The sequence below is a fragment of the Paenibacillus sp. D9 genome, from assembly GCF_001188365.1.
Taxonomy (GTDB): Bacteria; Bacillota; Bacilli; order Paenibacillales; family Paenibacillaceae; genus Paenibacillus_O; species Paenibacillus_O humicus.
The window spans coordinates 1870889-1897787 of record NZ_JZEJ01000001.1 but is presented as its reverse complement, the minus strand read 5'-3'; the positions used below and the strand labels follow the sequence as shown (position 1 = coordinate 1897787).

The 26899-nt window shown below is 57.4% G+C and carries 24 protein-coding genes; 15 read left to right on the top strand and 9 right to left on the bottom strand.

The genetic code is table 11. The features are described from left to right. Positions 1-39: 39 nt before the first annotated feature. From VE23_RS08735 to VE23_RS08695, 9 genes are all read left to right on the top strand, one after another. Positions 40-1839 carry a sensor histidine kinase gene (locus VE23_RS08735; RefSeq protein ID WP_232316849.1) on the top strand — a complete coding sequence of 600 codons (1800 nt, stop codon included), beginning with the start codon at positions 40-42 and terminating at the stop codon, positions 1837-1839. Further along, complete coding sequence (locus VE23_RS08730) at positions 1823-3049, top strand: response regulator transcription factor (RefSeq protein WP_049867792.1); 1227 nt, start codon at positions 1823-1825, stop codon at positions 3047-3049. Before VE23_RS08735 ends, VE23_RS08730 begins: the two co-directional genes overlap by 17 nt. A gap of 234 nt (positions 3050-3283) precedes the next feature. Continuing rightward, positions 3284-3754, top strand: a complete 471-nt coding sequence (locus VE23_RS08725) for a YhcH/YjgK/YiaL family protein (RefSeq protein WP_049867791.1) — start codon at positions 3284-3286, stop codon at positions 3752-3754. Between the two features lie 52 nt (positions 3755-3806). Next, entirely contained in the window at positions 3807-5228 is a 1422-nt protein-coding gene (locus VE23_RS08720) for an ABC transporter substrate-binding protein (protein ID WP_048743770.1), read from the top strand. Positions 5229-5319: 91 nt separating this feature from the next. Then, entirely contained in the window at positions 5320-6195 is an 876-nt protein-coding gene (locus VE23_RS08715; protein WP_049867790.1) for a carbohydrate ABC transporter permease, read from the top strand. A 9-nt stretch (positions 6196-6204) separates the two neighbouring features. Further along, entirely contained in the window at positions 6205-7044 is an 840-nt protein-coding gene (locus VE23_RS08710) for a carbohydrate ABC transporter permease (RefSeq protein WP_048743772.1), read from the top strand. After that, entirely contained in the window at positions 7041-7937 is an 897-nt protein-coding gene (locus tag VE23_RS08705) for an ROK family protein (protein WP_049867789.1), read from the top strand. The genes VE23_RS08710 and VE23_RS08705 overlap by 4 nt, the downstream gene beginning before the upstream one ends. Beyond that, a complete protein-coding gene (locus VE23_RS08700) occupies positions 7938-8870 on the top strand; it encodes a dihydrodipicolinate synthase family protein (protein WP_049867788.1) in 933 nt (310 codons plus the stop codon). A gap of 1 nt (position 8871) precedes the next feature. Continuing rightward, complete coding sequence (locus VE23_RS08695; RefSeq protein ID WP_048743776.1) at positions 8872-9573, top strand: N-acetylmannosamine-6-phosphate 2-epimerase; 702 nt, start codon at positions 8872-8874, stop codon at positions 9571-9573. 108 nt (positions 9574-9681) lie between these two features. Here the strand turns inward: VE23_RS08695 and VE23_RS08690 are convergent, their stop codons facing one another. Next, positions 9682-10044, bottom strand: coding sequence for a hypothetical protein (locus VE23_RS08690; RefSeq protein WP_049867787.1), 363 nt, complete (start codon positions 10042-10044; stop codon positions 9682-9684). Between the two features lie 230 nt (positions 10045-10274). Then, positions 10275-10910: a DUF1796 family putative cysteine peptidase gene (locus VE23_RS08685; protein ID WP_048743778.1), complete on the bottom strand. Its 636-nt coding sequence runs from the start codon at positions 10908-10910 to the stop codon at positions 10275-10277. A gap of 330 nt (positions 10911-11240) precedes the next feature. On the opposite strand from VE23_RS08685, the gene VE23_RS08680 reads away from it, so the two are divergent. Next, positions 11241-12161 carry a DMT family transporter gene (locus VE23_RS08680; RefSeq protein ID WP_049867786.1) on the top strand — a complete coding sequence of 307 codons (921 nt, stop codon included), beginning with the start codon at positions 11241-11243 and terminating at the stop codon, positions 12159-12161. Positions 12162-12221: 60 nt separating this feature from the next. Here VE23_RS08680 and VE23_RS08675 read toward each other — a convergent pair whose 3' ends face one another. After that, positions 12222-13283: a LacI family DNA-binding transcriptional regulator gene (locus VE23_RS08675; RefSeq protein ID WP_049867785.1), complete on the bottom strand. Its 1062-nt coding sequence runs from the start codon at positions 13281-13283 to the stop codon at positions 12222-12224. A 512-nt stretch (positions 13284-13795) separates the two neighbouring features. Between VE23_RS08675 and VE23_RS08670 the strand changes: the two genes are divergently transcribed. The 5 genes from VE23_RS08670 to VE23_RS08650 all read left to right on the top strand — a co-directional run bounded on the left by VE23_RS08670 (position 13796) and on the right by VE23_RS08650 (position 19686). After that, positions 13796-14689, top strand: a complete 894-nt coding sequence (locus VE23_RS08670; protein ID WP_332310161.1) for an ABC transporter permease — start codon at positions 13796-13798, stop codon at positions 14687-14689. A gap of 19 nt (positions 14690-14708) precedes the next feature. Beyond that, positions 14709-15590 carry a carbohydrate ABC transporter permease gene (locus VE23_RS08665; protein WP_049867783.1) on the top strand — a complete coding sequence of 294 codons (882 nt, stop codon included), beginning with the start codon at positions 14709-14711 and terminating at the stop codon, positions 15588-15590. 57 nt (positions 15591-15647) lie between these two features. Beyond that, positions 15648-17237, top strand: coding sequence for an extracellular solute-binding protein (locus VE23_RS08660; protein ID WP_049867782.1), 1590 nt, complete (start codon positions 15648-15650; stop codon positions 17235-17237). Between the two features lie 79 nt (positions 17238-17316). Next, positions 17317-18786: a glycoside hydrolase family 32 protein gene (locus VE23_RS08655; protein WP_049867781.1), complete on the top strand. Its 1470-nt coding sequence runs from the start codon at positions 17317-17319 to the stop codon at positions 18784-18786. 15 nt (positions 18787-18801) lie between these two features. Then, positions 18802-19686 carry an ROK family protein gene (locus VE23_RS08650; protein ID WP_049867780.1) on the top strand — a complete coding sequence of 295 codons (885 nt, stop codon included), beginning with the start codon at positions 18802-18804 and terminating at the stop codon, positions 19684-19686. Here the strand turns inward: VE23_RS08650 and VE23_RS27315 are convergent. From VE23_RS27315 to VE23_RS08620, 6 genes are all read right to left on the bottom strand, one after another. Then, positions 19633-20058 (bottom strand): hypothetical protein, encoded by a 426-nt coding sequence (locus VE23_RS27315; protein WP_232316847.1) that lies wholly within the window; start codon positions 20056-20058, stop codon positions 19633-19635. The two genes, VE23_RS08650 and VE23_RS27315, sit on opposite strands and share 54 nt — an antisense overlap. A 256-nt stretch (positions 20059-20314) precedes the next feature. Next, positions 20315-21046, bottom strand: a complete 732-nt coding sequence (locus VE23_RS08640) for a hypothetical protein (protein ID WP_049867778.1) — start codon at positions 21044-21046, stop codon at positions 20315-20317. 420 nt (positions 21047-21466) lie between these two features. Continuing rightward, positions 21467-22606 carry a toxic anion resistance protein gene (locus tag VE23_RS08635; protein WP_049867777.1) on the bottom strand — a complete coding sequence of 380 codons (1140 nt, stop codon included), beginning with the start codon at positions 22604-22606 and terminating at the stop codon, positions 21467-21469. A 17-nt stretch (positions 22607-22623) separates the two neighbouring features. After that, complete coding sequence (locus tag VE23_RS08630) at positions 22624-24312, bottom strand: vWA domain-containing protein (RefSeq protein ID WP_048743785.1); 1689 nt, start codon at positions 24310-24312, stop codon at positions 22624-22626. 10 nt (positions 24313-24322) lie between these two features. Continuing rightward, positions 24323-25060 carry a hypothetical protein gene (locus tag VE23_RS08625; RefSeq protein ID WP_049867776.1) on the bottom strand — a complete coding sequence of 246 codons (738 nt, stop codon included), beginning with the start codon at positions 25058-25060 and terminating at the stop codon, positions 24323-24325. A gap of 226 nt (positions 25061-25286) precedes the next feature. Continuing rightward, the gene (locus VE23_RS08620; protein WP_049867775.1) at positions 25287-26891 is read right to left on the bottom strand and encodes a helix-turn-helix domain-containing protein; all 1605 of its coding nucleotides are present in this window, start codon (positions 26889-26891) and stop codon (positions 25287-25289) included. Between the last annotated feature and the right edge of the window lie 8 nt (positions 26892-26899).

The following is a 26899-nucleotide window of genomic DNA, read 5'->3' as shown; positions in this document are numbered from 1 at the left end:
GTTATAGCAGCCAGAGGGACAAAAGGGATGTGAATGCAGTTGAAAACCTTCGATGCAGCAAGCCGCCAAAGCCGCTTCCCCCGCTGGAACACGATCCGCAACCGCGTATTCTTCTCCATCCTCTGCTTTCTGATCGCCCCCGTGCTGATCAGCATGTATCTGCTCGACAAGCCGCTGGAGCGGACGATCGAGCATAAAATCGGGGAATCCAACCAGGATGCCTTGTCTCTGGTCACCTACAACGTGAAGCTTCTGCTTGACGACATGGTCCAGGCATCGGTGGAGATGACGCTCCAGGCCGATATCCGCTCGGTTTTGAAGGATCCCGGCCAATATTCCAAATACGAAAAGCTCAGGCTGTCCGATGCCGCGTTCAAACGGGTGTTCAGCTCTTATTTCACGAACACGGACATCACCTTGATCGACCGCTACGGCGGCTGGCTGAGCACAAGCTACGTACCGGATGCCAAGCTGAGCGCCTATACCGGCTCCGACTGGTACTCTTCGCTCATGAGCCAGCCCTATCGCCAGCTCTGGATGTCCGGAGACTCCCGGATGCTGTACCTGGAGCAGAGGCCGATGGTGACGCTTGTCAAAGCGGTGTCCGACTTTCCCGAAGGCCAAAATCTCGGTTCGATCTCCTTCAGCGTGCCGGAGACGGATGTCCGCAAAATGCTGCGGGGCCTGGACGGGGCCGTCTATTTGCTGGACAAGGAGGACCGGATCGTCTCTGCCGGCGGAGGCGGCATGCAGGGGCAGCAGGCTCCGGAGGAAATCGTGATGGCCGGAATCCACTCGAGCCGCCAAGGACAAAGCATCGTCGAAAAGGACGGACGGAAGTGGATCGTCAGCCATGATACGATCGGCTTGAACGGCTGGACGACGGTCCAGATGGTGCCTTACGACAAAGTGTTCGAGGAAATCGTGACGATCCGGCGGACCAATATGCTTGTTCTTGCTGCGATATTCATCGTGTTCACGATCGTGACGCTGTCGATTTCCAACGGAATGTCCAAGCCTCTGAGGCTGCTGCGCAAGAAGATGACCGAGCTGGAAAGCAAGCAGTTCCATTCCACGATCCAGGTCGCGGGACCTCAGGAGATCGCGGCGCTCAGCCAGACGTACAACGACATGGTGAGGGAGATCAGGCATCTGCTGCAGCGGGTCAAGCAGGAATACGAGCAGAAGGAAGACATGCGCTTCCGGGCGCTCCAGTCCCAGATCAATCCCCATTTCCTGCTCAATACGCTGAACAACATCAAATGGCTTGCTTACTTGCGCAAGGACGACGAGGTCGGGGACATGCTGTCCAGCCTCGGCGGCATTCTGGAAGGAAGCATCGGGCGCGACGGCAGTCTTGCGACGCTGCGGCAGGAGCTGGATTATATCGGCAGCTACATGAACTTGATGAAAATGAGCCTGGGCGCCGTCTCTCTCGAGATCGATGTTCCGGATGAGCTGCTGGATCAGGAAGCGCTTAAAATGATGCTGCAGCCTGTCGTGGAGAACTGCCTCATGCATGGGCTGAAGGACAAGGCGTCAGGCGGCGCGATCCGGATCGAGGCTCTCCGAAACGAGGAGCAGGTCATCGTCGCGGTAAGCGACAACGGGGCCGGCATGGCGGAGGCGAGGCTGATGGAGCTGAGGAAACGGCTGGAGGCGGACGCGCAGGAGGAGCCGTCCCGGCGGATCGGAATCAAAAATGTGCATGACCGGATCCGGCTTCAGTACGGCAAGCCCTATGGCATCAAGCTGGATAGCATGGAAGGGAACGGGACGACGGTGACGGTACTGTTGCCCGCAAGGAAAGGGAGGGAAGGACATGGCGGGGAAGCTTAAAGTGATGCTGGTCGAGGATGAGCTGCTGGTCCGGCTCGGGATCAAGTCGCTGGTCGACTGGGAGAGCCACTCCTTCGACTATATCGGCGATGCGGCCGACGGGGAGATGGCGCTGGAGCTGATGGAGCAGGGCGTGCCGGATATTCTGCTGACCGATATCGTCATGCCGCGGATGGACGGACTCGAGCTGATCGCCAGGGTGAAGGAGAAGTACCCGGATATGATGATCATCGTGCTCAGCAGCCACGACGAATACGACTATGTGCGCCGGGCGATGAAGCTCGGCATCGAGGATTACGTGCTGAAGACTTCCATCAAGCCGTCCGTGCTGCTGGAGCTGCTGGGCGAAGCTGCGGCCAAATACGAATCCCGCCGCGGGAGCGGAGCTTCCCCGGCGCCTGCGGAACGGCGGGGGAGCCAGGCTGACCGCATGGGGCGGCAATTGCGAGGCGAGCTCCAGGAGCCCCGGCCAGCCGGGCTGGAGCTGCCGCCGCTGCCGAAAGGAATGCGGCTGCTGCATGTGCGCGTGAGGGGATTCCGCGACGAGTCGCAGCGGGATTCGGCCTTCCGCCTGCTTGACCATCTTGTCCAGTCGGAGCTGCGGGATTTCCTGGGTTCCAGCCTCTGCATGCCCAATCCGCTCGAGATGGCCGCGTTGATTCAGCCGTTGGAATCCACAGCCGATGCCATCGCAGCCGATGCCATCGCAGCCGAAGCCGCCGCGGCGCGGATCGACAGCCTGATCCGAGCTTCCGGATCGATGCTCGGCATGGAGCTCGAAGCCGGCCTGTCGCCGCCTTGCGCAGATTGGGAGGAGCTTCGAGGCTATTATGCGGAGGCGCGCAGGCATGTGGAGGAATCGCCCCCTAACGCCGCATCGCGGGAAGATATCCGCGGCCTGCTGGCGTATCTGGGGGAGAACTACGCGAAATCCTTGTCTCTGAAGGATGCCGCAGCCCGGCTGAGCATGAGCGAGGCGTACCTCAGCACCTTGTTCAAGCGCGAAACCGGAATGAATTTTACCGATTGGGTGAACCGGCTGCGGATCGAGAAAGCTTCGGAGTATTTGAAGAAGACCGATATGCCCAGTTATTTGATTTCGGAGCGGGTAGGATACGAGAACATCAACTATTTCGGAAGGATCTTCAAGAAGGTCAAGGGAATAAGCCCGCAGCAGTTCAGGGGGAAATTTAAAAAAGGCTTGAAATGAAGGCTTGAAATGACTTTATAGGGAGGCTGCCTCGAGCAGGGCCTCTCTTTTTATCTAAATAGAGTGAATGTACGGCTAAAGAATGTGAAGATCGGCGGATAAAATCCATACAGGGTGAACAATTCGCGCAAATCCGTTCCTGTGAGCCTCGAATAGGCCTCGATATAATGAGGGCATAAGCCGCAAAGCCGACATTCATAAAAGGGCTTACATGAATCATGAAGGAGGGCAGGCATGATTGCAGATGCCTTGGACGGGTCCGGACACGATAGCCGTTATCTTCATCCTGTGCTGCAGCGAGCGCTTGCATTTCTGCTTGAAACCGATTTCTCGAAGGTGGAGGACGGCCGCATCGACATCGACGGCGACCGCTTCTATGCGCAGGTCATGAGTCTCCATACCGTCCCGCCGGTGGAGAGGCTTGCGGAAAAGCACGAGCGCTGCATCGATATCCATTTCCTGCTCGAAGGGGAGGAAGACATCGGCTGGAAGCCCCATGACGGCAAGGAAATCCTGCATCTTGCTTATGACGCCGAGCAGGATTGCACGCTGTACCGCGAGCTGGAGCGTGAGCGGCGCATCCGGCTTGAGCCCGGAATGTACATGATGCTGTTCCCGTCCGATATCCATCGTCCCGGGCTGGGAGGCGGGGAGCGGGCGCGCAAGGCCGTCGTCAAGATCGCTGCTGATCTGCTGCAAGCCTGATCCGCAACGGCCGGCATCATCCGCAATGACCAATTTGAAGGGGGAAATACCCATGCTCAAAAAAAGAGCGATGACCGTCCTGACCGCTGCTCTGGCTTTATCCGTGGCCGCCGGCTGTTCCGGCGCCAACTCGAATTCGAATTCCGCCGGTTCAGCCGACTCGGCCGGAGGGACATCCGGTGCCGGCAAAAAGGAAAAGGTGGAGCTTTCCCTGTGGCTGACTCCGCAATGGAAGGGAGTCATGGACGCCACGGAGGACGGCGCCGACTACGACAGCTTTTTCCTGTATGCCGCCGACAAATTCAAGAAGCAGTACGACAAGTACGACGTGAAGGTCAATGTCCAGGTCGTCGCGGGAGACCAGCGGGATGAGCTGCTGAACGTCAACCTCAACGGCGGCACTCCGCCGGATATGTTTTTTGAAAGCGTGTTCGCAATGGGCGATTATGTGCACCGTGGGGCGCTCGCTCCTCTGACCGACATCGTGGACGATGCCGCCAGAAAGGACATCGCCCAAGGCTACTGGGACAACGTCACGTTCGGCAAGGACGTCTACTTCTATCCGTTCGCCCATAACCCGGGAACGCTGGCCTACAACGCCGATATGTTCCGCGCGGCCGGCCTGGACAGCTTGGTAGGCGGGGAAAACGAGATCAAGACGTGGACGCTCGACGAATACAACCGGATTCTGGAGACGCTGAAAACGAAGCTGCCGAAGGACAAGTACCCCAATGCGTACCCGATGGCGCTGTATGCTCTGAACAACCAGGGGGATACGTGGAACCTGGCTTACCTGAGAATGTTCGGCAACAAGTTCTTCGATGACAAGAACAATCTCGCCGTGGACGATGCCGACGGAATCAAGGCGGCCGAATGGCTGAAGAAGGTGTACGATTCCGGCTATTCCAACCCCGGCGCCGAATCCGTCTCCTCCAACGATGCCAACGCGATGTTCCAGAACCAGCAGCTCGGCATCAGCTTCACCAACGCCGTCCTGTACAACAACGCCAAGGCGGACATGAAGGCGGGCAAATCTCCTTCCTTCGACATGCGCCTGGCGAATATTCCATCCGCAAGCGGCAAGCCGCTGGCCTTCACGTATGTCGTCGGCACGGCGCTGTTCAACACGGGCGACAAGGCCCGAATGGAAGCGTCCAAGGACTTCATCAAGTTCTTCTCCACCGATCCGGAGCTGGTGAAGGCATCCAAGAACAGCATTCCGGTGCGCAGCTCGGTCGCTTCCGAATTCGCCTCCCAATTTCCGCTGTTTACCGCCTATGACGCCAACGCCGCCAACATGTTCTCCTTCACCGGCAATGTCGCGGGCTACAGCGAGCTGAGGCAGGTGCTGTATCCGGAGCTGCAGGCGATGTACACGGGAGAGAAGACCCCGGCGCAGGCGATCAAGGATTATCAGTCCAAAGGAAACGCCGTTCTGCAGAAAGCCAGAGAAAGCTCGGTCATCAAGCCCTAAGCCGATCGCGAGGAAGCGAGCGCGCCATCCGGCATCCGGGATGTCCCGCCTGCGGGCGGGAGTTCCGGCCAAGGGAGAAAGGTAAGCAGCCATGATACGGTACAATCGCAATGTCAAAGAAGGCCTGACCGGATATTTGTTCATCGCCCCGCAGTTCCTGCTGTTCCTGATCTTCGTCGTCTATCCGATCGTCGAAGGCTTGCGCCTCAGCCTGTACAAGGTCCAATACCGGACGGAAACGTTCGTCGGATTCGACAATTACGCCGCTCTGTTCGGCGACCCCGTCTTTTTCAAGGCGGTCTGGAACACGGTCATTTTCGTCGTCGCCATCGTTTTGCTGACGGTCGCCTTTTCCTTCTTCGTCGGCTCCGCCGTCTTCGACAAAAACGCCAAGTATGTCTCGTTCATCCGGGGGAGTTATTACATTCCCGTCATGGTGTCCATGGTCGTCATGAGCATGGTGTGGAGCTTCCTGCTGAATCCGGCCAACGGCCTCATCTCGTATATGGCCCGGGAGATGGAAATGAGCACGGTGAATCTGCTCGGCAACAAAAGCACGGTGCTGCCGGTCGTCATCTTCGTCACCTTCGCCACGAACGTCGGGCAGGCGATCATCCTGTACATCGCCGCGATGATCGGCGTCCCGAAGGATCTGTTCGAGGCCGCGGAAGTAGACGGGGCGAGCCGCCTGCATGTCATCCGCCATATTCTCCTGCCGCTCGTGAAGCCCACCACCATCTACATCACCATCATCAACATCATCGCCGTGCTGAAAATCTTCGTGGTCATCCAGCTGCTTACGGGCGGCGGACCGAACAACGCTTCCGTGACCTTGATGTACTACCTCTACAACAACGCCTTCAAGTACAACCAGCTCGGCGTTGCCTCCGCGGTAGGCGTCATCATGTTCCTGCTGACGCTGTTGTTGTCCGTGCCCCAGCTCAAAGCCATGTTCAACGATAAGTGAGGGTTGGCTATGCGGCAAGAAAAAGCAAAGAAACGGGAATCATTCGATATCGCCAGCAACACGGTCGTGCTTCTCTTCGCCCTGCTGAATCTGTTCCCGCTGTACTGGCTGTTCAGCAGCTCGGTCAAGAACAGCTCCGATGTCATCAAGATGCCGCCGGACTGGTGGCCGCGCACGTTTACCTGGTCCAACTACGCCGATGTGTTCACCAATCAGCCGGCTCTGCGCTGGACGCTGAACAGCTTGTACGTGGCCGGATTGTCGACGGCGCTGCTCATCGTCACGAGCTCCATGGCGGCCTACGCCTTTTCCAAGCTTCGGTTCAAGGGGCGCAGCGTCTTCTTTATCGTCTTCATCTCCAGCCTGATGATTCCGAAGGAAGTGATGATCGTGCCTCTGTTCCGGATCTCCCAGGATCTGGGTCTCGTCAACAGCGTGTACGGCATGATCTGGCCCAACGTGGCGACGGCTTTCGGCGTCTTCCTTCTCAAAGGATTTTTCGACACGGCGCCGGATGCGCTGAGGGAAGCGGCAAGGATTGACGGGGCCGGAGAAGTCAGAACATTCTTGCAAATCATGCTGCCGATCGTCAAGCCCGGCATCGGAGCGCTGTTCATCCTGAACTTCGTTCAGGTATGGAACGACTATCTGTGGCAGCTGGTCATCGGCCAGAACAAGGAGAGCAAAACGCTTATGGTCGGAATCGCGACGCTGATGCAGGATCTCAATCCGAACTTCGCCTACAAGATGGCGGGCGCCACGGTCGCCGCGATCCCGATGCTGCTTATCTTCATCCTGTTCCAACGATACTTCACCCGCGGAATCTCGATTGGAGCGGTGAAGGAATGAGGCTGTTCGCCGCTCTCGACGTGGGAGGAACCGACATCAAGTTCGCCGTCCTGGACGGCTCGGCGGACATCGTTTTCGACGGCCGCGCCGCCACGCCGCAGGGACGGGCGAACATCGCCATACCGGAAGCGGCTGCTTCCATCATGGAATCGCTGATGGCCAGGCATCCCGGCATAGCGGGAATCGGGGTCAGCACCGCGGGAGTCGTCGATCCCGGCAGCGGGGAGATTCTCTACGCCGGAGGGACGATTCCAGAGTACCGGGGCACGAATTGGAAAAGCGCTCTCGGCCGCCGGTTCGGCCTCCCGGTCTCGGTCATGAACGATGTCAACGCCGCCGCGCTGGGCGAATGGTGGAAGGGCGCGGCGCGCGGCTGCCCGCATTTTGCCTGCATCACGCTCGGCACCGGCATCGGCGGCGCGCTGTTCACAGAAGGAGCCGTCATGGCCGGGCCTCGCTTTCGAGCCGGAGAAATCGGCCATTCGCTCTATGACAAGGATGCCGGCACGACGTACGAGCAGCGGGCGTCGACTTCGGCTCTGCTGAACCGCGCGGCTGCGCAATGGCCCGGCTTCAAAGGCTCCGGCCCGGAGCTGTTCGCAGCCGCCCGATCCGGCGACGCCGCATGCGGAGCGCTGATCGACGAATGGGCCGCAGAGGTGGCGCGCGGAATCGCGGAACTGATGCTGCTGTTCGACCCGCTCAAGGTGCTGATCGGCGGCGGCGTGTCTGCCCAAGGCGAAGAGTTGCTCCGCAGGATCGGCCCTCATGTGCGGAGCTGCCTGCCTGCCGGGTTCGCTCCCGCCGAGCTGGCCGTCGCCGAGCTTGGCAACAGGGCGGCGCTGTATGGAGCCGTTCATGCTTACTATACGAAAGAGACGGAGACGATCTAGATGAGGAAAAGCAATGTGTCAAAGTTCCAAGGGATGTATGTCGCCTTGTACTCCGCTTATGACGAAGCGGGCGCCGTAAGTCCCGGGCGCGCGGCCAAGCTGGCTCGCTATTATGTCGGCAAAGGCCTTGCCGGCCTCTATGTCGGCGGCAGCTCGGGAGAAGGAATTCTCCAGAGCGTCGAGGAACGCAAGGCGATGCTGGAGGCGGTTCTGGAGGAAGTGCGCGGCGAGCTCAAAATCATCGTGCATGTAGGAGCCAATTCCACGGCGGACAGCGTGGAGCTGTCCCGCCATGCCGAAGCCTGCGGCGCCGATGCGATTTCGGCGGTGCCGTCGATCTACTACCGGCTGTCCGAAGCCGCGGTGGAGAACCATTGGCAGCAGATGATCGATGCGGCCTCGCTGCCGTTCATCATCTACAACATTCCGCAGACGACCGGCTTCAGCTTGTCCGCTTCCCTATGCGCCAAGCTGGCCAAGCAGGACAAGGTCATCGGCGTCAAGATGTCCGGAGAGAGCACTTATGGACTGCAGCAGCTGAAGGCGGCGGGCGGGGAAGACTTCCTCGTTTTCAACGGTCCCGACGAGCAGTTCCTGGCCGGCCGGATGATGGGGGCGGACGGCGGCATCGGCGGCACCTACGGCGTCATGCCGGAGCTCTTCGCAGCGCTCTGCAAGCTCGCGGACGAAGGAAGGATGAAGGAGGCGCAGGCGCTTCAAGTCCGAATCAACTCGGTCATCTCGCAGCTGCTGAATTATCCGTCCCTGTACGGTGCCTGCAAGGCGATTCTGTCGCTGCGCGGCATCGAGACGGGCTCGCCGCGGCTGCCACTCCTGCCGGTAAGCGCTGCAGACGGCGATTCCTTGAAGGCTCTCAATCGGGACATCGAGGCGGCCGTCGCCGAGTACGCGGCATTTCCGGGGAAATACTGATATGCTGGAGCGGATCAGAGGCGGTCTGGTCGTCTCCTGCCAAGCGTTGGAGCAGGAGCCGCTGCACAGCCCGTTCATCATGGCCAAGATGGCGCTGGCGGCGGAGCAGGGTGGAGCGGCAGGCATCCGGGCGAATACCAAGCCCGATATTCTCGCCATCAAAAGCGAGGTCGGCCTGCCGGTTATCGGCATCGTGAAGCGCGACTATGCGGGCAGCGAGGTGTTCATTACGGCTACGAGGCGGGAGATCGACGAGCTGCTGGAATCAGGCTGCGAGATGATCGCGCTGGATGCCACGTCGCGCCCGCGTCCGGGCGGCGAGACGCTGAGCGGACTGGTCGGTTACTGCCGCAGCGTCAACTCTTCCGTGCAGCTGATGGCCGACATCTCGACGCTGGAGGAGGCGGCCGAGGCACAGCGGCTCGGCTTCGACTGCGTGTCCACGACTCTGCACGGCTACACGCCTGGCACTTCGGGACGGCATCTGTACGATGACGACTTCCGGTTTCTGCGTGATGTCGTAGAGACAGCCGCGATTCCGGTCGTCGCCGAGGGCAATGTGCTGACGCCGGAAATGTTCAGCCGCTGCCTGGAGCTCGGGGCGGCAGCGGTCGTCGTAGGAGGGGCCATTACGCGGCCGAAGGGAATTACGGAGCGTTTTCTCTCGGCAGCGGGCGGCAAGGCTAGCATGCAGCTAAAATAGGCAAAGCCGGTCCCGATTGGGGACCGGCTTTTTTGCATGTTGAGGATTTTTGTTTCAAAGACTCTAAGGGTTTTGATTTTTGATAGGGACAATAGCGCCCGCCATCAATTAATGATCCGATTTGTAAATCAATTTGATCGAGTTGGGATCCGATCCCTGGAGGTATATTTCATGAACGCCACAGGTGTTTTTAATATGGATTTCAAATTCGCCGCTAGAGTGGGGCCATTTAATGAGGCTCCCCTTTATTGTTAGAACTAATTTATTTTCATGGCAGGTCTTGCTGTATCCGCTATAATTTAAGGCACTATCCATGAATGTTCCCTTCAACAAAATCGTTTCCTCTTCAATTCGGGTACTGGTTATTGCGATGGAATTAGGATTCATTACATTTGTGAGCATGAAATAGGCTGCTGTCAATCCTAGTATGACAACGATCAGGGTCGTTAGCAGCAGAATTTTACCTCTCATTTGATCCTCCTGAGCCTCGCATTAATAAACTTGAATTTGCTTGATGCATGGAGCGAGAACTATCGCGTTGCTAGATTCAGAATACCATTTCTTCTAAATAATGCCATAGCTAATGAACAAAGATTGCGGATGAAGATGGAACTTTGACAGCATTCGCCTGCTGCCGAGAGAGTGATTGAAATCTGTCATCTTGCCAAGCCGGGTGCAGCGAGCTATCAGCCGCATCCTTTTCAACGATGGCTTATGCCGGAAAGAATTTGCCTCCAGTAGACATCGTTGTCATGGAAGAGATCGGCGACCTGAGGAATATGCAGGGCGCATACATGGGGAATCCGCCAGCCAAGCTCCTCGATTCCGGCCGCCGGTCCATGTTGCACGTAGAGAATGTTGAACTTGCCTCGGACCATTTTGCTCAGCACCTGCTGAAGCTCGTACAGCTCCGGGTAACTTCCTTCCGTCCGGATGAACAGCATCCTTTCGGCTGTGCCGATTTTATGCAGCATTCTTTCGGTGCGCCGCTTCATCTTGGCCCTGAACTCCGGATAAGGAAGCAGGGCGTACGGCGTATCCGGATGGATCGCAGGAAAGTCGTGATTGGAGACGATTCCATAAGCTTGATCCTTGACGAGATAACAGCCGGCATTGGGGTCGATCCCGACAATGCTCATGTTTTCGAGCTCCATGAAGTGGGCGAAGCGTTCCTGCAAAGCTCTCGATACGCCGGACAGATGAGGCGAGCCCATCCAATCGATCGGACCGGAGTAAAGCCGAAGGCCCGAACGGGTCATCTGCACGCCTGGCAGGCAGTTGTGGCCAAGGCTGTAGATCGCGTCATACGATCCTCCCAGGTCGGATAATGTAAGCATTTTCCATCCCTCCCGTTTTTCCCTCTCGTATAGTAAATGCAAGACCGATAGAGCCGGGCCGGGCAAGCTGTCGGGAAGGGGGAAATATGCTTTTGTCCCGGAGACTCTTTCCCTAGGCCTGATTCGCCGAATATAGTAGAGTGAAGCGGTTATGAACCGGCAAGATGTCGCCTGAGCGCGTGTGGAGGAGTTGTTCATTCGATAAGGCTGCCTATCATTCATCGGGAGAATGGAGTGCACAAGGATTCGTCTGATCGAATACCAGAAAGCGGGAGCAGACAACGCAGATATGCGAAGCGCAATCGACTGGATTCGGCATGGAGGTTTCGAATGAATGCAATAACCAAGTCTGCTTATCCTGCCCGGACAAAAGGCATCGCCCTGGCTTTGGCTGGGGCTTCCCTCTGGGGAATATCGGGTACGATGGCGCAATATTTGTTCCAGAAGCAAGGCTTCGAGGTGGAATGGCTTACCGTCGTCCGGATGCTGACAGCCGGCTTGATCATGCTGGGAATCGCGTATCGTAAAAATCGGGGGCAGGTGTGGGGGATATGGAAGACCGGGAAGGATGCGGCATCCATCATCCTGTTCGGAATTCTGGGCATGCTTGCCGTCCAATATACATTTTTCGCGTCCATCCATCACGGCAACGCGGCGACGGCAACGGTGATCCAGTATACCGCTCCGGTGCTGATCCTATGCTTCTCGGCCATCAGAGCCAGAAGGTTTCCGGGGCGGGTTCTGCAAGCAGGAGTTCTCCTTGCCATGGGCGGAACCTTCCTCCTCGTAACGGGAGGAAACGTGACGAGCCTGTCCGTATCCGCTCCTGCGATAGGGTGGGGACTGGCTTCCGCTGTCGCGCTGGCCTTTTATACGCTGCAGCCGGGCCGCCTGCTGCTGAGCTGGGGCTCGCTGATCGTCGTCGGGTGGGGCATGGTGATCGGGGGAGGCTGCCTCGCTTTTTATCATCCCCCTTGGGAATTTCAAGGAAGCTGGTCGGCATCATCGTTCGCAGCACTTGTTGTCGTCATCCTGTTCGGAACGATATTCGCCTTCATCTGGTATTTGGAGAGCACCAAATATATTTCCGCTTCGGAGACCAGTTTGTTCGCCTGCATCGAGCCGCTCACCGCAACGGCCATCTCGGTCATCTGGCTTGGCGTTCATTTCGGCCTCTGGGAGTGGGCGGGCACGCTCTGCGTCGTGGGCACTGTGACGCTGATGTCTCTCGTCAAGCAGGCTCCGTCGTGAGGAAAACAAAAAAAGCAGGCACCTGAGAAAAGGTGCCTGCTTTTTTTGTTTGCCTGCGGTTCAGCGGAGAGCGGCGGCAGCATCGTTCCGTTGGAGGCTGCCTGTCGATTCCCGGTAGACGGGATCGGTTTTGACATGCGTGACCATAAAAGGCTTCGCCGGGTTGTGGATCCGGGAGAGCAGCATTTCCGCCGTGACGAACCCCATGTCGGTGTTGTAGATGTGGACTGTCGTCAGCTGGGGCTCGACGATCCTCGATTCCTGGGCGTCGTCGAATCCGACGACGAGCACATCCTCTGGAATGCGGATGTTTTTGTTCTTGAGCGCGCGGAGCAGGCCGACGGCAATGAAATCGTTGGCGCATACGAATGCGGAAGGCAGACGCTCCATCCGGTCCAACTGATCCTCGATCCAGCGGGCTTCGCCGAAATGCCGGTCGTTCTCCACGATGCATGCCGAACGGTCCAGTGGAAGACCGGCATCGGCCAACGCCCGATTGAAGCCGGTCCATCGCTCGTTGAAGCTCTTGCAATGGTTATAATCCCCGACGAAGCCGAGGCGGCTGTGGCCCGAGGCGATCAGCCTGCTCGCGATGGAGTAGACGCTGTGCTCGTTCTCCATCAGGATGACGTCCGCTTGAAGCTCGGAGAACAGGATCTCCGAAGAGGCATCGATGAAAATAACCGGAATGCCGAGGGAGCAGATCATCTCGCTGTAAGCTTTGTCGAACATTTCGATGCAGACGATTCCGTCGGCTTTGCCCGGCTCGAAGTTGTTGGGAAGGGTGAGGGAAGCCGTATCGGAGTCCCTCACAATATGAAACGAGAGATTGAATCCCTCGGCGCTGATCTTCTTCTCCAATCCGCTCAGCAGAAGGGAGCCGAAATGGGAATTGGTCGGCATATTGGCCGTGAAAAGCGCGATGTTGCCTGATTTTCGGGCAAAAGCATCCGTATCCACGAAAGCGAACTGCTTGTACTTGAGTTCAGCCGCTTTTTTGAGGATTTTGTTGCGCGTCGCTTCGGGAATGCTTTCGTTGCCGTTCAGAGCCTTGGAGGCGGTATTGCGGGATACGCCAACAGCGTCCGCTATATCCTGAATGGTCACTTTGTCTTTTGGCATGTCCGCCGATTCACCTCGAATGAGTCAATATCCCCGTCTATCCTGATTTCAATCCTGGAAACTGTCCTGGTTACATTCAATTTATCGTCGATTGACCAAAATGTCAAGTGATACATTACAAATGTACAATAATTACATGAATTTTGAGCCGTTTTATTCCGTTACATATGGTGCTGTTTGCTTTACATTTGATGATTATTTTATATGGAGATGGGAGTGGGAAAAAGGATGAGACGGATAGGAAGAAGCTTGAAAACGGTTGAGACAGCCCTTTTTGGCCAGATTCTAGATCATTTTTGGAATTTTGCACTGTTTTGCTTCCGAAATTTTTTACAAAAACAGTTGACATTATCGACAGTTAATTGCTAAATTGTAAGAGTAAAATCAAATGAAAGCCTTTACATATTTGTGCAAATGTAAAGAAGATGAATGGGGGTCAACAATTGGATTTAGTACCGAATGGATATGAAGAAGCTGTCGTGCCGAGCAGGCAAGGGAGAATGAACCGAGCCATGTCATCCATCAAGCAAAATCATTTCCTTTATTGGCTCATGGCGCCCGCCTTTATCCTAACGGTCATCTTCAAGTACATTCCCATGTACGGGGTGATCATTGCTTTCAAGGATTTCAGCTATAGCAAGGGAATATGGGGGAGCGATTGGGTGGGCTTCAAGTACTTCGAGAAATTTTTGAATGCCCCGAACTTCGAAGCCATTTTCATGAACACGCTCAAGCTCAGCCTGTACGGACTGGCGTTCGGCTTTCCGGTTCCGATCATCCTTGCTCTAATGCTGAACCAGCTGCGGAGGCAAGGCGTGAAGAAGAACGTGCAGCTGATGCTTTACGCCCCCAACTTCATCTCTGTCGTTGTCATCGTCGGGATGGTCTTCATCTTCCTGTCCCCGACAGGACCGATCAACAAGCTGATCCTTCTATTCACCGGCCACCCGGTCAACTTCATGTCCGATCCCGGTTATTTCCGTACGGTCTATATCGTGTCCGGAATCTGGCAGGCGGCGGGATGGTCTTCCATCATTTATGTGGCTGCCTTGGCCGGAGTAGACCCGGAGCTGCACAACGCAGCCACGATCGACGGAGCCAACCTGCTGCAGAGAATACGCAGCATCGATCTGCCCACGATCAAGCCGGTCATGGCGATCGTGTTCATTCTCTCTGCGGGAGGAATCATGGCCATCGGCTTTGAAAAGGCGTTCCTGATGCAGACGGCTCTCAATCTTCCCACATCGGAAATTCTGCCTACCTATGTGTACAAGGTCGGCTTGAAATCAGGCGATTACTCCTACTCCGCCGCCATCGGCTTGTTCAACTCCATCATCAACGTCATCCTGCTGATCTTGGTTAACTTTGTCGTGAAGAAGCTCAACGAAGGAGAAGGCCTCTACTAAATAAGAAAGGAGCTGCCCTATGAATATCAAGCCGACCGCCATGGACCGGTTCATTCTTGCCGTCAATCGCCTGCTCTTGGCTTGCATCGTCCTTGTCGTCCTTGTTCCGCTCATCTATGTGGCCGTCGCCTCCTTCATGGAACCGACCGCCCTCTTGAACAAGGGCATATCGTTTCATTTGAAGGATTACAGCGTCGAGGGCTACAAGCTGATTCTCTCCAATAAAGCCATGGTGCGCGGCTTCCTCAACGCTCTGTTCTATTCAGGCGCGTTCGCGCTGATCACAGTGGCGGTATCGGTATGCGCGGGGTTCCCGCTGTCGATCGACAGCTTTGCCGGCCGCAAGTTTTTCATGACGGCGTTTGTGTTTACGATGTTTTTCGGGGGAGGGCTCATCCCGACCTTCCTCGTCATCAAGCAGCTCGGCATGCTCGACACGGTATGGGCGATCCTCATTCCCGGCGCCGTCAACGTGTGGAACATCATTCTGGCGAGAACTTTCTTCAAGGGGATACCAAGGGAGCTGAGCGAGGCGGCCAAGGTCGACGGAGCCTCGGAACTGACCATCTTCCTGAACATCGTCCTGCCGCTGTCCAAGCCGATCATGTTCGTTCTGGCCTTGTACGCCTTCGTCGGCCAGTGGAACTCCTTTTTCGACGCTATGATCTATCTGGAGAATACCAAGCTGTATCCGCTGCAGCTCGTGCTGCGTTCGATTCTGATCCAGAATCAGGTCAGCCCCGAGATGCTGACGGACCGCGCCCAGGCAGCGGAGCTCAAGCGCCTGTCCGAAATCATCAAGTATGCTTCCATCGTCATTTCCAGCCTTCCGCTGCTGATCATGTATCCCTTTTTCCAGAAATACTTCGAGAAGGGCGTCATGGTAGGATCTTTGAAGTAAGGAGGGCGGCAGTCTGGGCACTGTCTATAAGATCAACCATCATAGGAGGGGTATCAAATGAAAAAAATGAAAAAAACGGCGGTCTGCTTTTCCGGCGCGGCACTGCTGCTCGCCGCAGCCGGATGCAGCGGAAACGACGCAGGACCGGATGGATCGGGAGATTCCGCCACGACCTTGAAGTTCATGACCCAGAGCTCCGTGCTCGCTCCGGAAAATCCCAACGACAAGCTCATCTTCAAGCGGCTGGAGGAAAAGACGGGCATCCATATCAAGTGGACCAACTATACAAGCGACGTCTTCGCCGAGAAGCGGAATCTGGCGCTGGCGACAGGCGACCTTCCCGACGCGATTTTCGATGCGGGTCTGGGCGACTACGAGCTGCTGAAGCTGGCCAAGGACGGCACGATCATCCCGCTCGACGATCTCGTTAAGCAGATGCCGAACCTGAACGCGGTGCTGGAGAAGGCTCCCCAGTACAAGGCGATGATGACGGCTCCGGACGGGCATATCTACTCTCTTCCCTGGATCGAAGAGCTGGGATCGGGCAAGGAAAGCATCCATTCCGTCAACAACATTCCTTGGATCAACATAGCTTGGCTCGACAAGCTGGGACTTCAAATGCCGACAACGACCGAAGAGCTGAAGCAGGTGCTCATCGCCTTCAAGACGAAGGATCCCAACGGCAACGGGAAGGCCGACGAGATTCCGCTTTCCTTCATCAACTCCGATGGGGGCAATGAGGATCTCGGGTTTCTGTTCGGATCGTTCGGGGGAGGAATCAACTGGGACTATACGCTCGTGAGCGACGAAGGCAAGATCAGCTTCGGTCCCGCGGAAGAAGGCTTCAAGAAAGCCGTCGACTATATCCATGAGCTGTATGCTGCCGGAGTCATTGACAACGAGTTCGTCACTCAAGATTGGAACACGTATATCGCCAAGGGCAAGGAAGATGTCTATGGCCTATACTTCACTTGGGACAAGGCCAACGTGACCGGCATGGACAGCAAGTTCGAGCCGATGCCGGCTCTGGCCGGCCCGGACGGCACGAAGAACGTTACCCGCACGAACGGCATGGGATTCGATCGGGGCCGCATGGTCGTCACGAAGGCGAACAAGAATCTGGAGGCGACGGCCAAGTGGATGGACCAGCTGTACGATCCGCTGCAGTCGGTTCAGGACAACTGGGGAACGTACGGCGACGACAAGCAGCAGAACATCTTTGAATTCGACGAAGCCAATAAAATGCTCAAGCATCTGCCGCTGAACGGTGCGGCTCCAGGGGAGCTGAGAGGGAAGACAAGCGTAGGCGGACCGCTGGCGATTCTAGATTCGTATTACGGCACCGTCACGACGAAGCCGGATGACGCGGCATGGAGACTGGACATCCTCAAGAAGATTTACGTGCCGGACATGAAGGCCAAGAACATCTATCCGAAAGTGTTCTACTCGATGGAGGATCTCGACCGTCTGTCCGCCATCGAGGCCGATTTGAAGCCCTATGTGCTGCGGATGCGCACGGAATGGATCCAGAACGGCAAGGCCGATCAGGAATGGGCTTCCTATCTCAAGGAGCTCGACCGGCTTGGTCTGCAGGACTGGCTGAGAATCAAGCAGGAAGGCTATGACCGCAACGCGGCCGCGGGCTGAAGCCGAACGGCTGCAGCTTCAGGACTTCAGCAGCAGGACAGCACTCATGACATTTGAATGGCATAAAAGGAGAGTTACGATGAACCCTATATCCAACACGGCTTTTCGACCCGAATACCATTTCACTCCGCCAGCCGGCTGGATGAACGATCCGAACGGAATGGTCTATTATCGCGGCGCCTATCATCTGTTCTACCAGCATCATCCCCGCGGTACGACCTGGGGTCCGATGCACTGGGGCCATGCGGTCAGCAAGGATCTGATCCGGTGGGAGCATCGTCCTATCGCGCTGGCTCCCGACGAGCACGGCATGATCTTTTCCGGCAGCGCCGTTGTCGACCGATATGATACATCGGGCTTCTTTGGCGGCGGGGAGGGGCTCGTCGCGATCTTCACGCATCATGACGAGCATCCGGTCACGGGTGCAGCCAGGCAGAGACAGAGCCTGGCGTACAGCTTGGACGAGGGAGCGACATGGATCAAGTACGCTGGCAATCCCGTCCTTTCCCATGAAAGCCATGCCGATTTTCGGGATCCGAAAGTATTCCGGCATGAAGGCTGCTGGATCATGATTCTCGCCTCCGGTCAAACGGTGACGATCTACCGCTCGGTTAACCTCATCGATTGGACGTTTGCGAGCGAGTTCGGCCAAGGAATCGGCTCCCACGACGGTGTCTGGGAATGTCCGGACTTGTTCCCGCTTGCTGTGGACGGCGATCCGCAGAAGCGCGTCTGGGCGATGCTCGTCAGCATCGGCAACGATCCCGGCATCGTGGAGGGATCGCGGATCCAGTATTTCATGGGCTCCTTCGACGGGTTCGCGTTCACGCCCGATGAAGCATCGAATACCGTTCGCTGGCTGGATCACGGCCGGGACAATTATGCGGCGGTCACGTGGTCCGGCATTCCGGAGACGGATGGCCGTACGGTCTGCATCGGCTGGATGAGCAATTGGCGTTATGCCAACCAGACGCCGACCGAAGGCTGGAGGAGCGCCATGACGATTCCCCGAGAGCTCGCGCTTGACTACTCGGAAGGCGACGCCGTCCTCGTGCAGCGGCCGGTCCGTGAGCTGGAGTCGGCGCGGCAGCCGCTGCTGTCTCTTCTGGAGCCGGAATGGAAGGAAGCCCAGAGCAAGCTGAGCGGATTCGGGCTGGACAGCTTCGAGATGGTGGCCGAGTTCGAGGCGGAAGCCGGCGCCGGAGAGTACGGCATCAGCATAAGGATGTCGGCGGAGGAAGAGACGCGAGTAGGTTTCAGTCCGCAGAGCGGGGAATTGTTCGTGGATCGGACACGATCCGGAGTGGGCGATTTCCATGTCGATTTTGCTGGCAGGCACGCCATGGCGGCGAAGGCGGACGGTGGACGGATGAAGCTTCGTATTCTCGTGGACCGATCTTCGGTCGAAGTGTTCGCATGCGGCGGACGGGCCGTCATGACCGAGCTGATCTTCCCGGATCCCGAGTCGCTGGGACTCCTCCTGTTCGGCAGCGAAGATCGGGTCAAGCTTCTTTCGCTCGAGCTGTACAGACTGGCGCTGGGCAGTTGAAGGAGGCGGACAGGCATGAGAATCGGAGCGATTGAAGCAGGAGGAACCAAGTTTGTGTGCGGCATCGGCAATGAGGACGGAGATATCCTGGACAGCATCAGCTTCCCGACGGGGGATCCCGAGCGGACCGTGGAACAGGCGATGGCTTATTTCCGCAGCCGGGATGCGGAGGCGATCGGGATCGGCTCGTTCGGGCCGATCGGCGTCCATCCGGACCGGCCAGATTACGGGTTCGTGACCGCGACGCCCAAGACAGGGTGGTCCGGGTTCGATTTCCTGGGGACGATGAAGCGGGAGTTCGGGGTTCCGATCGGCTGGGATACGGATGTCAACGCAGCGGCGCTTGGCGAAGCATCTTGGGGAGCGGCTTCAGGTCTGGGCAGCTGCGTATATATTACGGTCGGAACCGGTATCGGAGTCGGCGTTTATTACGAAGGCAGGCTGGTTCACGGGCTGCTTCATCCTGAAGGAGGACATGTGCTGACGCGCAGGCATCCCAAGGACGGGTTCCGCGGCATCTGTCCCTTCCATGGCGACTGCCTGGAGGGGATGGCTGCCGGCCCGGCACTGGAAGCCCGCTGGCAGGTCAAGGGGAGTGTGCTTCCGTCAGAGCACGAGGCATGGACATTCGAGGCGTTCTATCTCGGCCAGGCAGTCGCGAACGTGATTTTGATGCTGTCGCCAGCGAAGGTCATTCTTGGAGGAGGCGTCATGCAGCAGCCGCAGCTGCTGCCGATGATCAGGGAAGAGGTCCGCCGCAATCTGAACGGATACGTAAAGGCGGACGAGCTTGCGGAAGGTCTGGACGCGTATGTCGTGCTTCCAGGGCTTGACGGCCGTTCGGGATTAAGCGGGGCGCTGGCGCTCGGGTTGAGGGCTTGGAGGGACAGCCAAGGCTGACGTGACGAATAGACAGCGAAGACAACCGAACGACGAGAGTAAACATGGTTGGCTGAAGCCGTCTTTGACGGAAATAGGTGCAAGGAATAGCAGGCTTTCAATTTTAAAAACGAAAGGCCAGCCGGTAATTTCCGGCTGGCCTTTCTGTTGGCTTAGTGAGGCTGCCGCAAAGGAACCTTCTTTCCATTTTGCATGGTCAGAGCCCCAGCTTATGTCCCTTCTCCAGCCGGACGATCTGCTTCCCGCCGTTGTCGGCGAGTCGCGGAACTGCAGGATGGTGTCGCGCATCTTGGGCAGAGCCTCCTGCTTGTAGGCGCTGATGGAATCGAGAGCCGACAGCATCTCGGTGAACGCCTGCTTCAGCGTATCCACGGAGATGCCGGCCTCCATCAATACGCCGGATAGATGAGGCGAGCCCATCCAATCGATCGGACCGGAATAAAGCCGTTTTTGGGGCATGATCCGCCGAATATCGTCCGACTGGCAGGCTAGTCCGCCATTGCGGCGGAGACCGCCGTCGCCTGCGCAATCGAAACACGCGGAAGGCAACGTTCGGTCAGGCTGATGAGGAGCGTTTTCGCATCAGGCATACGTTTCGTTCCGGCTTTCCGTTCGACGCCGCTAAGGCTTACGACTCGACCGGCGTTATTTTCAAGGAAGCTTTGCCGTTGTTCAGCGTCAGCACGCCCTCGTAATATCCTCTGCCGCAGCCGGTCGTATCGCATTTGCACTCGTAGTCGCCGGAACATCCGCAGACGTAGAATTGGGTTTCGTTGAAGCCGGGGGAAATATGCGATAAGTTCTGATAGAACGTATGCGCGTGATGGGTGAAGATCGCCAGCACTTTGTCTCTGACGTTGGCCGGGATAGCGTGGAAAAAATGGGCTGTCTCCTGCGCGTCCAGCACATGCGAAGGATCGACGGTGATGCCGTTTACTTTCAGCGGCCAGTGACAATCGATGATGTAGTAGAAATTCGGATCGAGCTTGGTCAGCAGATCGATGCTCGCGAAGCTGAATTTTCCCGGAGCGTTGTCGAGCCAGACGTACTTGACCTTGCCCTGCGTGCCGGGAAAATCCATCTTGCCCATCACGTCGCCAAGGTACTGTTTGAACTGGGCGCGCGTGTTGTCCTCCCAGTTGCCGATCGACGCTTTGAAAGGAATGTGCTTGGGGCCAAGAATGCCCGTCGCGACGTTCTTGAACGCCTTGTAGTCCGTTGTGGCTTGCGTTCCGGTCGATCCGTGCTTGTTGTCGCCGCCAAAAATGCAGAAGCTCTTGCGGCCGGACTTCACCGCTTGCTGAAGCAGACGCTTATAAATGCTCAGGCTGTTCCCAAAACCGACATGGCTGTCGCCCATGACGAGGAAGTTGACGGTTTGGACGGCATTCAGGCGCCTTTTTTTGAGTGGGCAGGCGGTTATTTTGCGTTTCGCAACGCGCTGGACGGGTTTAACGCTTTGGATTCGCTTGGACGGTTTGGCGTTTTTGACGCGTTTGGCGGTTTTGGCGGCGGGAGAAGCGACACCGGATTTCTTGTAGAAGCGATTAAGCCGCAGCTTCAGCTTGAATCATCCTTTCATAGACCGGAATGGACTATATATATTCTCGCCCCGCCGGCATTGGAAGACGGAGGCGGCCCAATTCGTGCCGGATCTGTCTCGTCAGGCAGACCCCATGACGAAACGAACAAAAGCAGGCACCTATATATGTACAGGTGCCTGCTTTTGGGTGTGCTCGTTGTTCGAAGGGAGACCGCAGCGGCATCGTTCCGCTGGAGGTCAAAGCCCCAGCTTATGCCCCTTCTCCAGCCGGACGATCTGCTTCTCGCCGTTGTCGGCGAGCTCGCGGAACTGCAGGATGGTGTCGCGCATCTTGGGCAGAGCCTCCTGCTTGTAGGCGCTGATGGAATCGAGAGCCGACAGCACCTCGGTGAACGCCTGCTTCAGCGTATCCACGGAGATGCTGGCCTCCAGAGACTGCTTGTGGATCGCGGCTCCCTGCGTATTGAGCATCCGGGAGGTAGAGGAGATGATGTCGTTGGTCGTCTGGTTGAGCAGCTCGATCTTCTTGAGCACGATCTTCTGGTTGTAGAGCGCCGAAGCGACGATGACGGAGATTTTGAGCGCCGAGATCGTGACGTTCTTGGCTCTGTCGACGCCCCGGATCAATTCCTTGTTGTTGCGGATGACGACCTCGATCGCCATGATGCCCTGCTGGTTGACGACGAGCATCTGCTGCAGGTCCATCACGCGCTGGCGCATCGGGAACAGCACCTCTTCGGTAATGAAGCGAACCTTCTCGGGATCCTCGCCGCGGACTTTGGCGGCCTCGATCTGGGCTTCGATCGATTCGTCCATGAGCCCGCCGAGCTGGATTTCCTTCTGGAGCTTCTTGGTCAGCTCCCGAAGGGCCTGCTGCTCGATCTCCAGCGTCGTGTTGTCGTTCTTCAGCGTCGACCGGCCCTTGTCGAGAGAGACGACGATATCGGAGATGACGGCGTCGGCCTTCTGAAATTTCAGGAAGTACGCCCGCAGCGGATTGAACAGCTTGCCGAGGAAGCCGCTCTTGGCAAAGTCGACGGCGCTCGGGTCGAGATCCTTGAGCTGCGTATGCAGCTCGGACAGTCCCTTGGCGACTTGGCCGCCTTCGTCTCCCGTCCTGGAGAGATTGCCGACCGATACCTGGAGCAGCGAGTTTTTGTCCGAGGAAGCCTTCATCGTTTTCATGCCGAAGCCGTCGATCGTCTGGAGTATCTCCCTGCGTTTGTCCAGCGATTCCGTGTCCAGCTCCATGATGGCGGCGACGTTGGCGTCCGCCAGCTCCTTGAGCTTGCGGATCTCCTCCGGCACGGGCTTGACTTCTTCTTCTACCGCCGCCTTGATCTCTTCCGGGCTGGCTACCTCAAGCGAAAATGTCATGGTCATCCTCCTCCGAGTTACATCTGGACATTGAACAGATTGCCGATCTTGTAGACGACATCATCCGTATCCGCGTTGATGCTGGCGGCCTCGTTGATGCTCGATATGCTTTGCAGCGCCTTGATGTTGGCATTGTAGCCGATCGTATAGATCGGGACCTTGTAGATTTCGACGAGCTCCTTGATGTCCTTGAGCGTATGGCCCTCATTCGTCTCGCCGTCGCTGAGCACGAAGATGAGCGGCTTGACGCCGGGGTTGGCCGCCATCTCGTCCTGCAGCATCTTGAGCGCGACGATGATGCCGTCGAAGGTGGCGGTGCCGCCTCCGGCCTGCAAGCCTTCCACCGCGCCGACGAACATGGACTGCTGGTTCGTGTCGTACTTCTTGATCGGAAGGTTGACCGTGACCGAGCTGGAGTAGGAGACGAGGCCGATGCTGTTGTCCTTGCCGAGGTATTTCTGGCCCTTGAGCAGCGATTCCTTGAGCTGGTTCAGCGGCGCGCCGTCCATGCTGCCCGAAACGTCGGCGACGAACACGGCCGCGATCGGCTTGCTGCCGTTCTTCTTCTCTTTCCATACCTTCTGGGCGGAGCCGAGCAGGCTGCCGTCGACCGAAGGGAGCTCCGACTTGTAGTCCTGCAGGCCGTTGAAGCCTTTGTCCGCCGCGGCCTTCTGGTAGTTGTCCTGGGCGGTGAATTCGGCGAATTTCTTGATGATGTCGAGCTTCTCCCGGGGGAGCTCGCCCAGGGCGTACAGCGGGCTGTCATGCCGCGCTCCGAATGGCGTGAACACGTATCCGCTCTTCAAGTCGGCCGCATTGACGTATGTCTGGTATTCCAATACGAATCCGTCCAGCATGCCCGACTTGGCCGCATCGCGCATCTGGATCGTCGTCGACGCGGTGAACGGAATGTTGGCCTGGAACTTCTCGAAGCCTTGGACCGCTTTGTCGCTGAGAATATTGGCGCTGTCGAACGTGCTCAGCGCCGTGACGAGAAAGTTGAGTCCGGTGGAGCTTGCGAACGGATCCGTGTAGCCCATGGAAAATTCGTTGTTTGCGATCGCTTCCGTCACCGTTTTGACGTTGACCGAGCCGTATGTATCCACGAGGGCATCATACTTGGCTTTGGCGATGACGATGCCGGGAACGTTGCCGGTGAGCCGCTTCGAGATCAGCTCCGTCTTGACTCCGGCCGCTTTGACCATCTCGCCCCACAGCTCGTTGGACGGGGTGAACGCATCGGGGATATATTTGCCGGACTTAATGTAATCGGCTGCCGTGCCGGAAGCGATGTTGCGGATCTTGACCGATGCCGGCTTGCCGTCCACGACGATGCCGGCCTTGTTGAACTCGGCTGCGGTTTCTGTCAGCCAGCCGTCCACGCCGGTTCCCGATTTTTCGGTCGACGAGAAGATTTCGACGAATTGATCCGTGGAATTATTGACCGTGACCGGAAACTTGGAGATGTCCGGCAGCGATTCGGCAATGTCCGCAGGGTTCAGGTCGATCTGTCCTTTGACCGGGGTTTCCGTCGCGACCGACAGATCGCCGTACAGCTTGTTCAGACGTTTGCCCGCATCCTCGGCCGATACCTGGGCTTTGCTCTTGCCCAGGTTGGAGGTCAGGGATATGCCCGCGTAGACGCCCGCGAACACAAGCACGACAATGACGGCGGATAGAAGGAAAAACCTGCTTTTCTTCGGCATTCTGCACCTCTTACTGTTTGTAGAATTTGGTCTGCTTGATGAGGGAATCCAGCTCCTGCATGCCCGGCATCGCATCGATGTCATCGGGATCGATGCCGTCGAGGCGGGAGATTTCGAGGAGCAGCCGGTCGAGCTTCATCAGCAGCTCCTCGTTGGCGGACAGGGAGCTTTTGACGAAGGCAAGGTGGTCGTTGTACATGGCCGCCTTCTCCTGGATGAGCTCGCTGGAGAAGGAGCTTCTCTTGCGGCCCGACATGCTGGAGAACTCCGCCTCGTCGAACACATGCAGCCGGTTCAGCAGGCTGCGCACGTTGAGATAGAACAGCTTCTCCGCCTCTTCGGTTACGGAGGCGAACTTCTTGAAGCTCAGCTCGCCGCGGTCGAAGCGCTGCTCCAGCACATTTTCCAGCGCGAGCTTTTTTTTCTTCAGCCGGGCGATCTGCTCCAGCGCCGTCGCGATATCGTTCTCAAGCGCCTTGACGCGCCTGTATGGAGACAGCGCTTCCGCGTAATCGTCATAGGATTTGATCTGCTTGACGGGCAGAGCGGCAGGCTCCCGGAATACGATCGCATAGCTTCCGTAGAACAGCGCCAGCGCGCTTGCCAGCAGCAGGCTGACGCCGGAGGCGGTCTCCAGCGCGCTGCCGCCGATCTCGACGTTCAGCAGTCCGGGCGACAGCACCGCGATATCGGCGGCAGCCACGACGACGATCAATCCAGCGAGTCTGAACAGCTTGGAACCGTTCATTTCTTCTTTCCCCCCTTGCCCTGCGCCGAACGGGGCTCTCAATCTATCTTCCAATGTTTTACTAGGAAAAGTATACCATAGGTTGCGCTGCCTCTCTCTTGCAAGAAGCGAAATAATCCTCAGAGTTTTAAAATATTCCCAATCTGTCCGTTATATGTTCCGGGCCGCGCTGCAGCTCCCCGGGCCGGCTTTCCCTTCAGCGCAAAAAAAGCCGGCCCGGACCGCGTCACGGTCTGGCCGGCTTTTGGAACTTCTTGCGGTAGTCGGCCGGACTGCAGCCGGTCTCCTGCTTGAACAGCTTGGAAAAATGAGAGTCGTTGGCGTATCCGACCTGATTGGCGACGGCGCGGACCGGCAGGGAGGGGTCCTGCAGCAGCCGCTTGGCCTCCGAGAGCCGCGCCTGGATGATATAAGTGCCGAGAGGCATGCCTGTCTCCTTCTTGAACAGCCGGGCCATGTAGTCGGGATTGAGAAAGACCGTCTCCGCCAGGCTTGTGCGGGTAAGATCATGCGCGAGATGGGCATGGATATGACGGGCGACCTCGTCCGCGATGGACTTGGGATGCTCGGCGAAAGGACGGGAATGCGCCGCCGTACGGACCAGATACCGAAGGTAGCCCTGCATGTCTTCGACGGAATGGAGGGACTGGGCATGCAGCCGGTCCCCTTCCGAGCCCGCATACAGCTGATGGGCCTGAATTTCCCTGCTCTTCAGATGGGCGTAGACGATCTGGACCATATCGTGCCGGAACGGCCGTAGCACGGAAGCGCATAGAGCGTTCTCCCGCATCAGGCGCTTCAGATACGCCTCGGTTTCATCGAGAAAAGAGCCGTATGCCCCCTCGCCAAGCAGCCGCTCGAGCAAGTCCAGATTGGGCGGCATATAAGCCGCCTCCTGACTGGAGCCGCTTTCGACGAAGATCGTCTCATTGCGGTGCTTGATCCATTCCTCATTGACATGCAGCAGCTCCTTGACGGCTTTGCGGATCTCCCCGAGCGGCCGGGACGTCGCGATATGGCAGCTGCAGTCGCATTTCAGGAATTTGCGGACCTCGGATATCAGCGCGTCGCAGAGCCGCATCGGGATATCTCTGTCGGGAGCAAGCGTCCATTTCAAGATGAGCATCCAGTTGCCTTCCTTGAACTCGGAGATGGCTTCGACGGATAAGGAGGGGTGCTGAAACAGCTCGTACATGACATTGAGCAGCGCGTAGTCGAACAGCGGCTTGTCTTCGCGGCCGAGGCTGGCCTCATGCGGGAACAAGGTCACAAGCACGGGCAGGAACAGATCGCTCAGCCGGTAGGGTAGATTCTCTTCCGTGATGGCGCCTGCAGCCGCAGAAGGACTGGAGGGGAAGGCCTTGCCGGCGACGAGCCGGGTCCAGAAATCCTCCAGCACGCTCTTGCGGCTCTTTTGCCACAGCTCCCCTTCATGGATCGCCAGCTCGTTATGCTTCTGCTCGCGGGCTTTGGCGATCGCCTTCCGGATAATCAGAGTCAGCTTGTCGACCTCGATCGGCTTGAGGAAATAATCGAAGCTTTGCAGCTCGATCGCTTTCTGCGCATAGTTGAAGTCGGCGTAGTTGGTCAGAAAGATCGCCTGGACCGGGCAATTCTCCTGTCGGATCCAGGCCAGCAGCTCGAGCCCGCTGCCCTGGGGCATCTCGATATCGCAAATGAGGATCTGCACGGTATATTCCAGCAGAATCTCCCTTGCCTGCGCGACATTGTAGGCGGTATGGACATGCTCGACGTTCATCGCGCGCCAATCGATTTTGCTCTCAAGCGCCTTGACGACGAAGTAATCGTCGTCCACAAGAAGGACGTTCATGGCAGGCT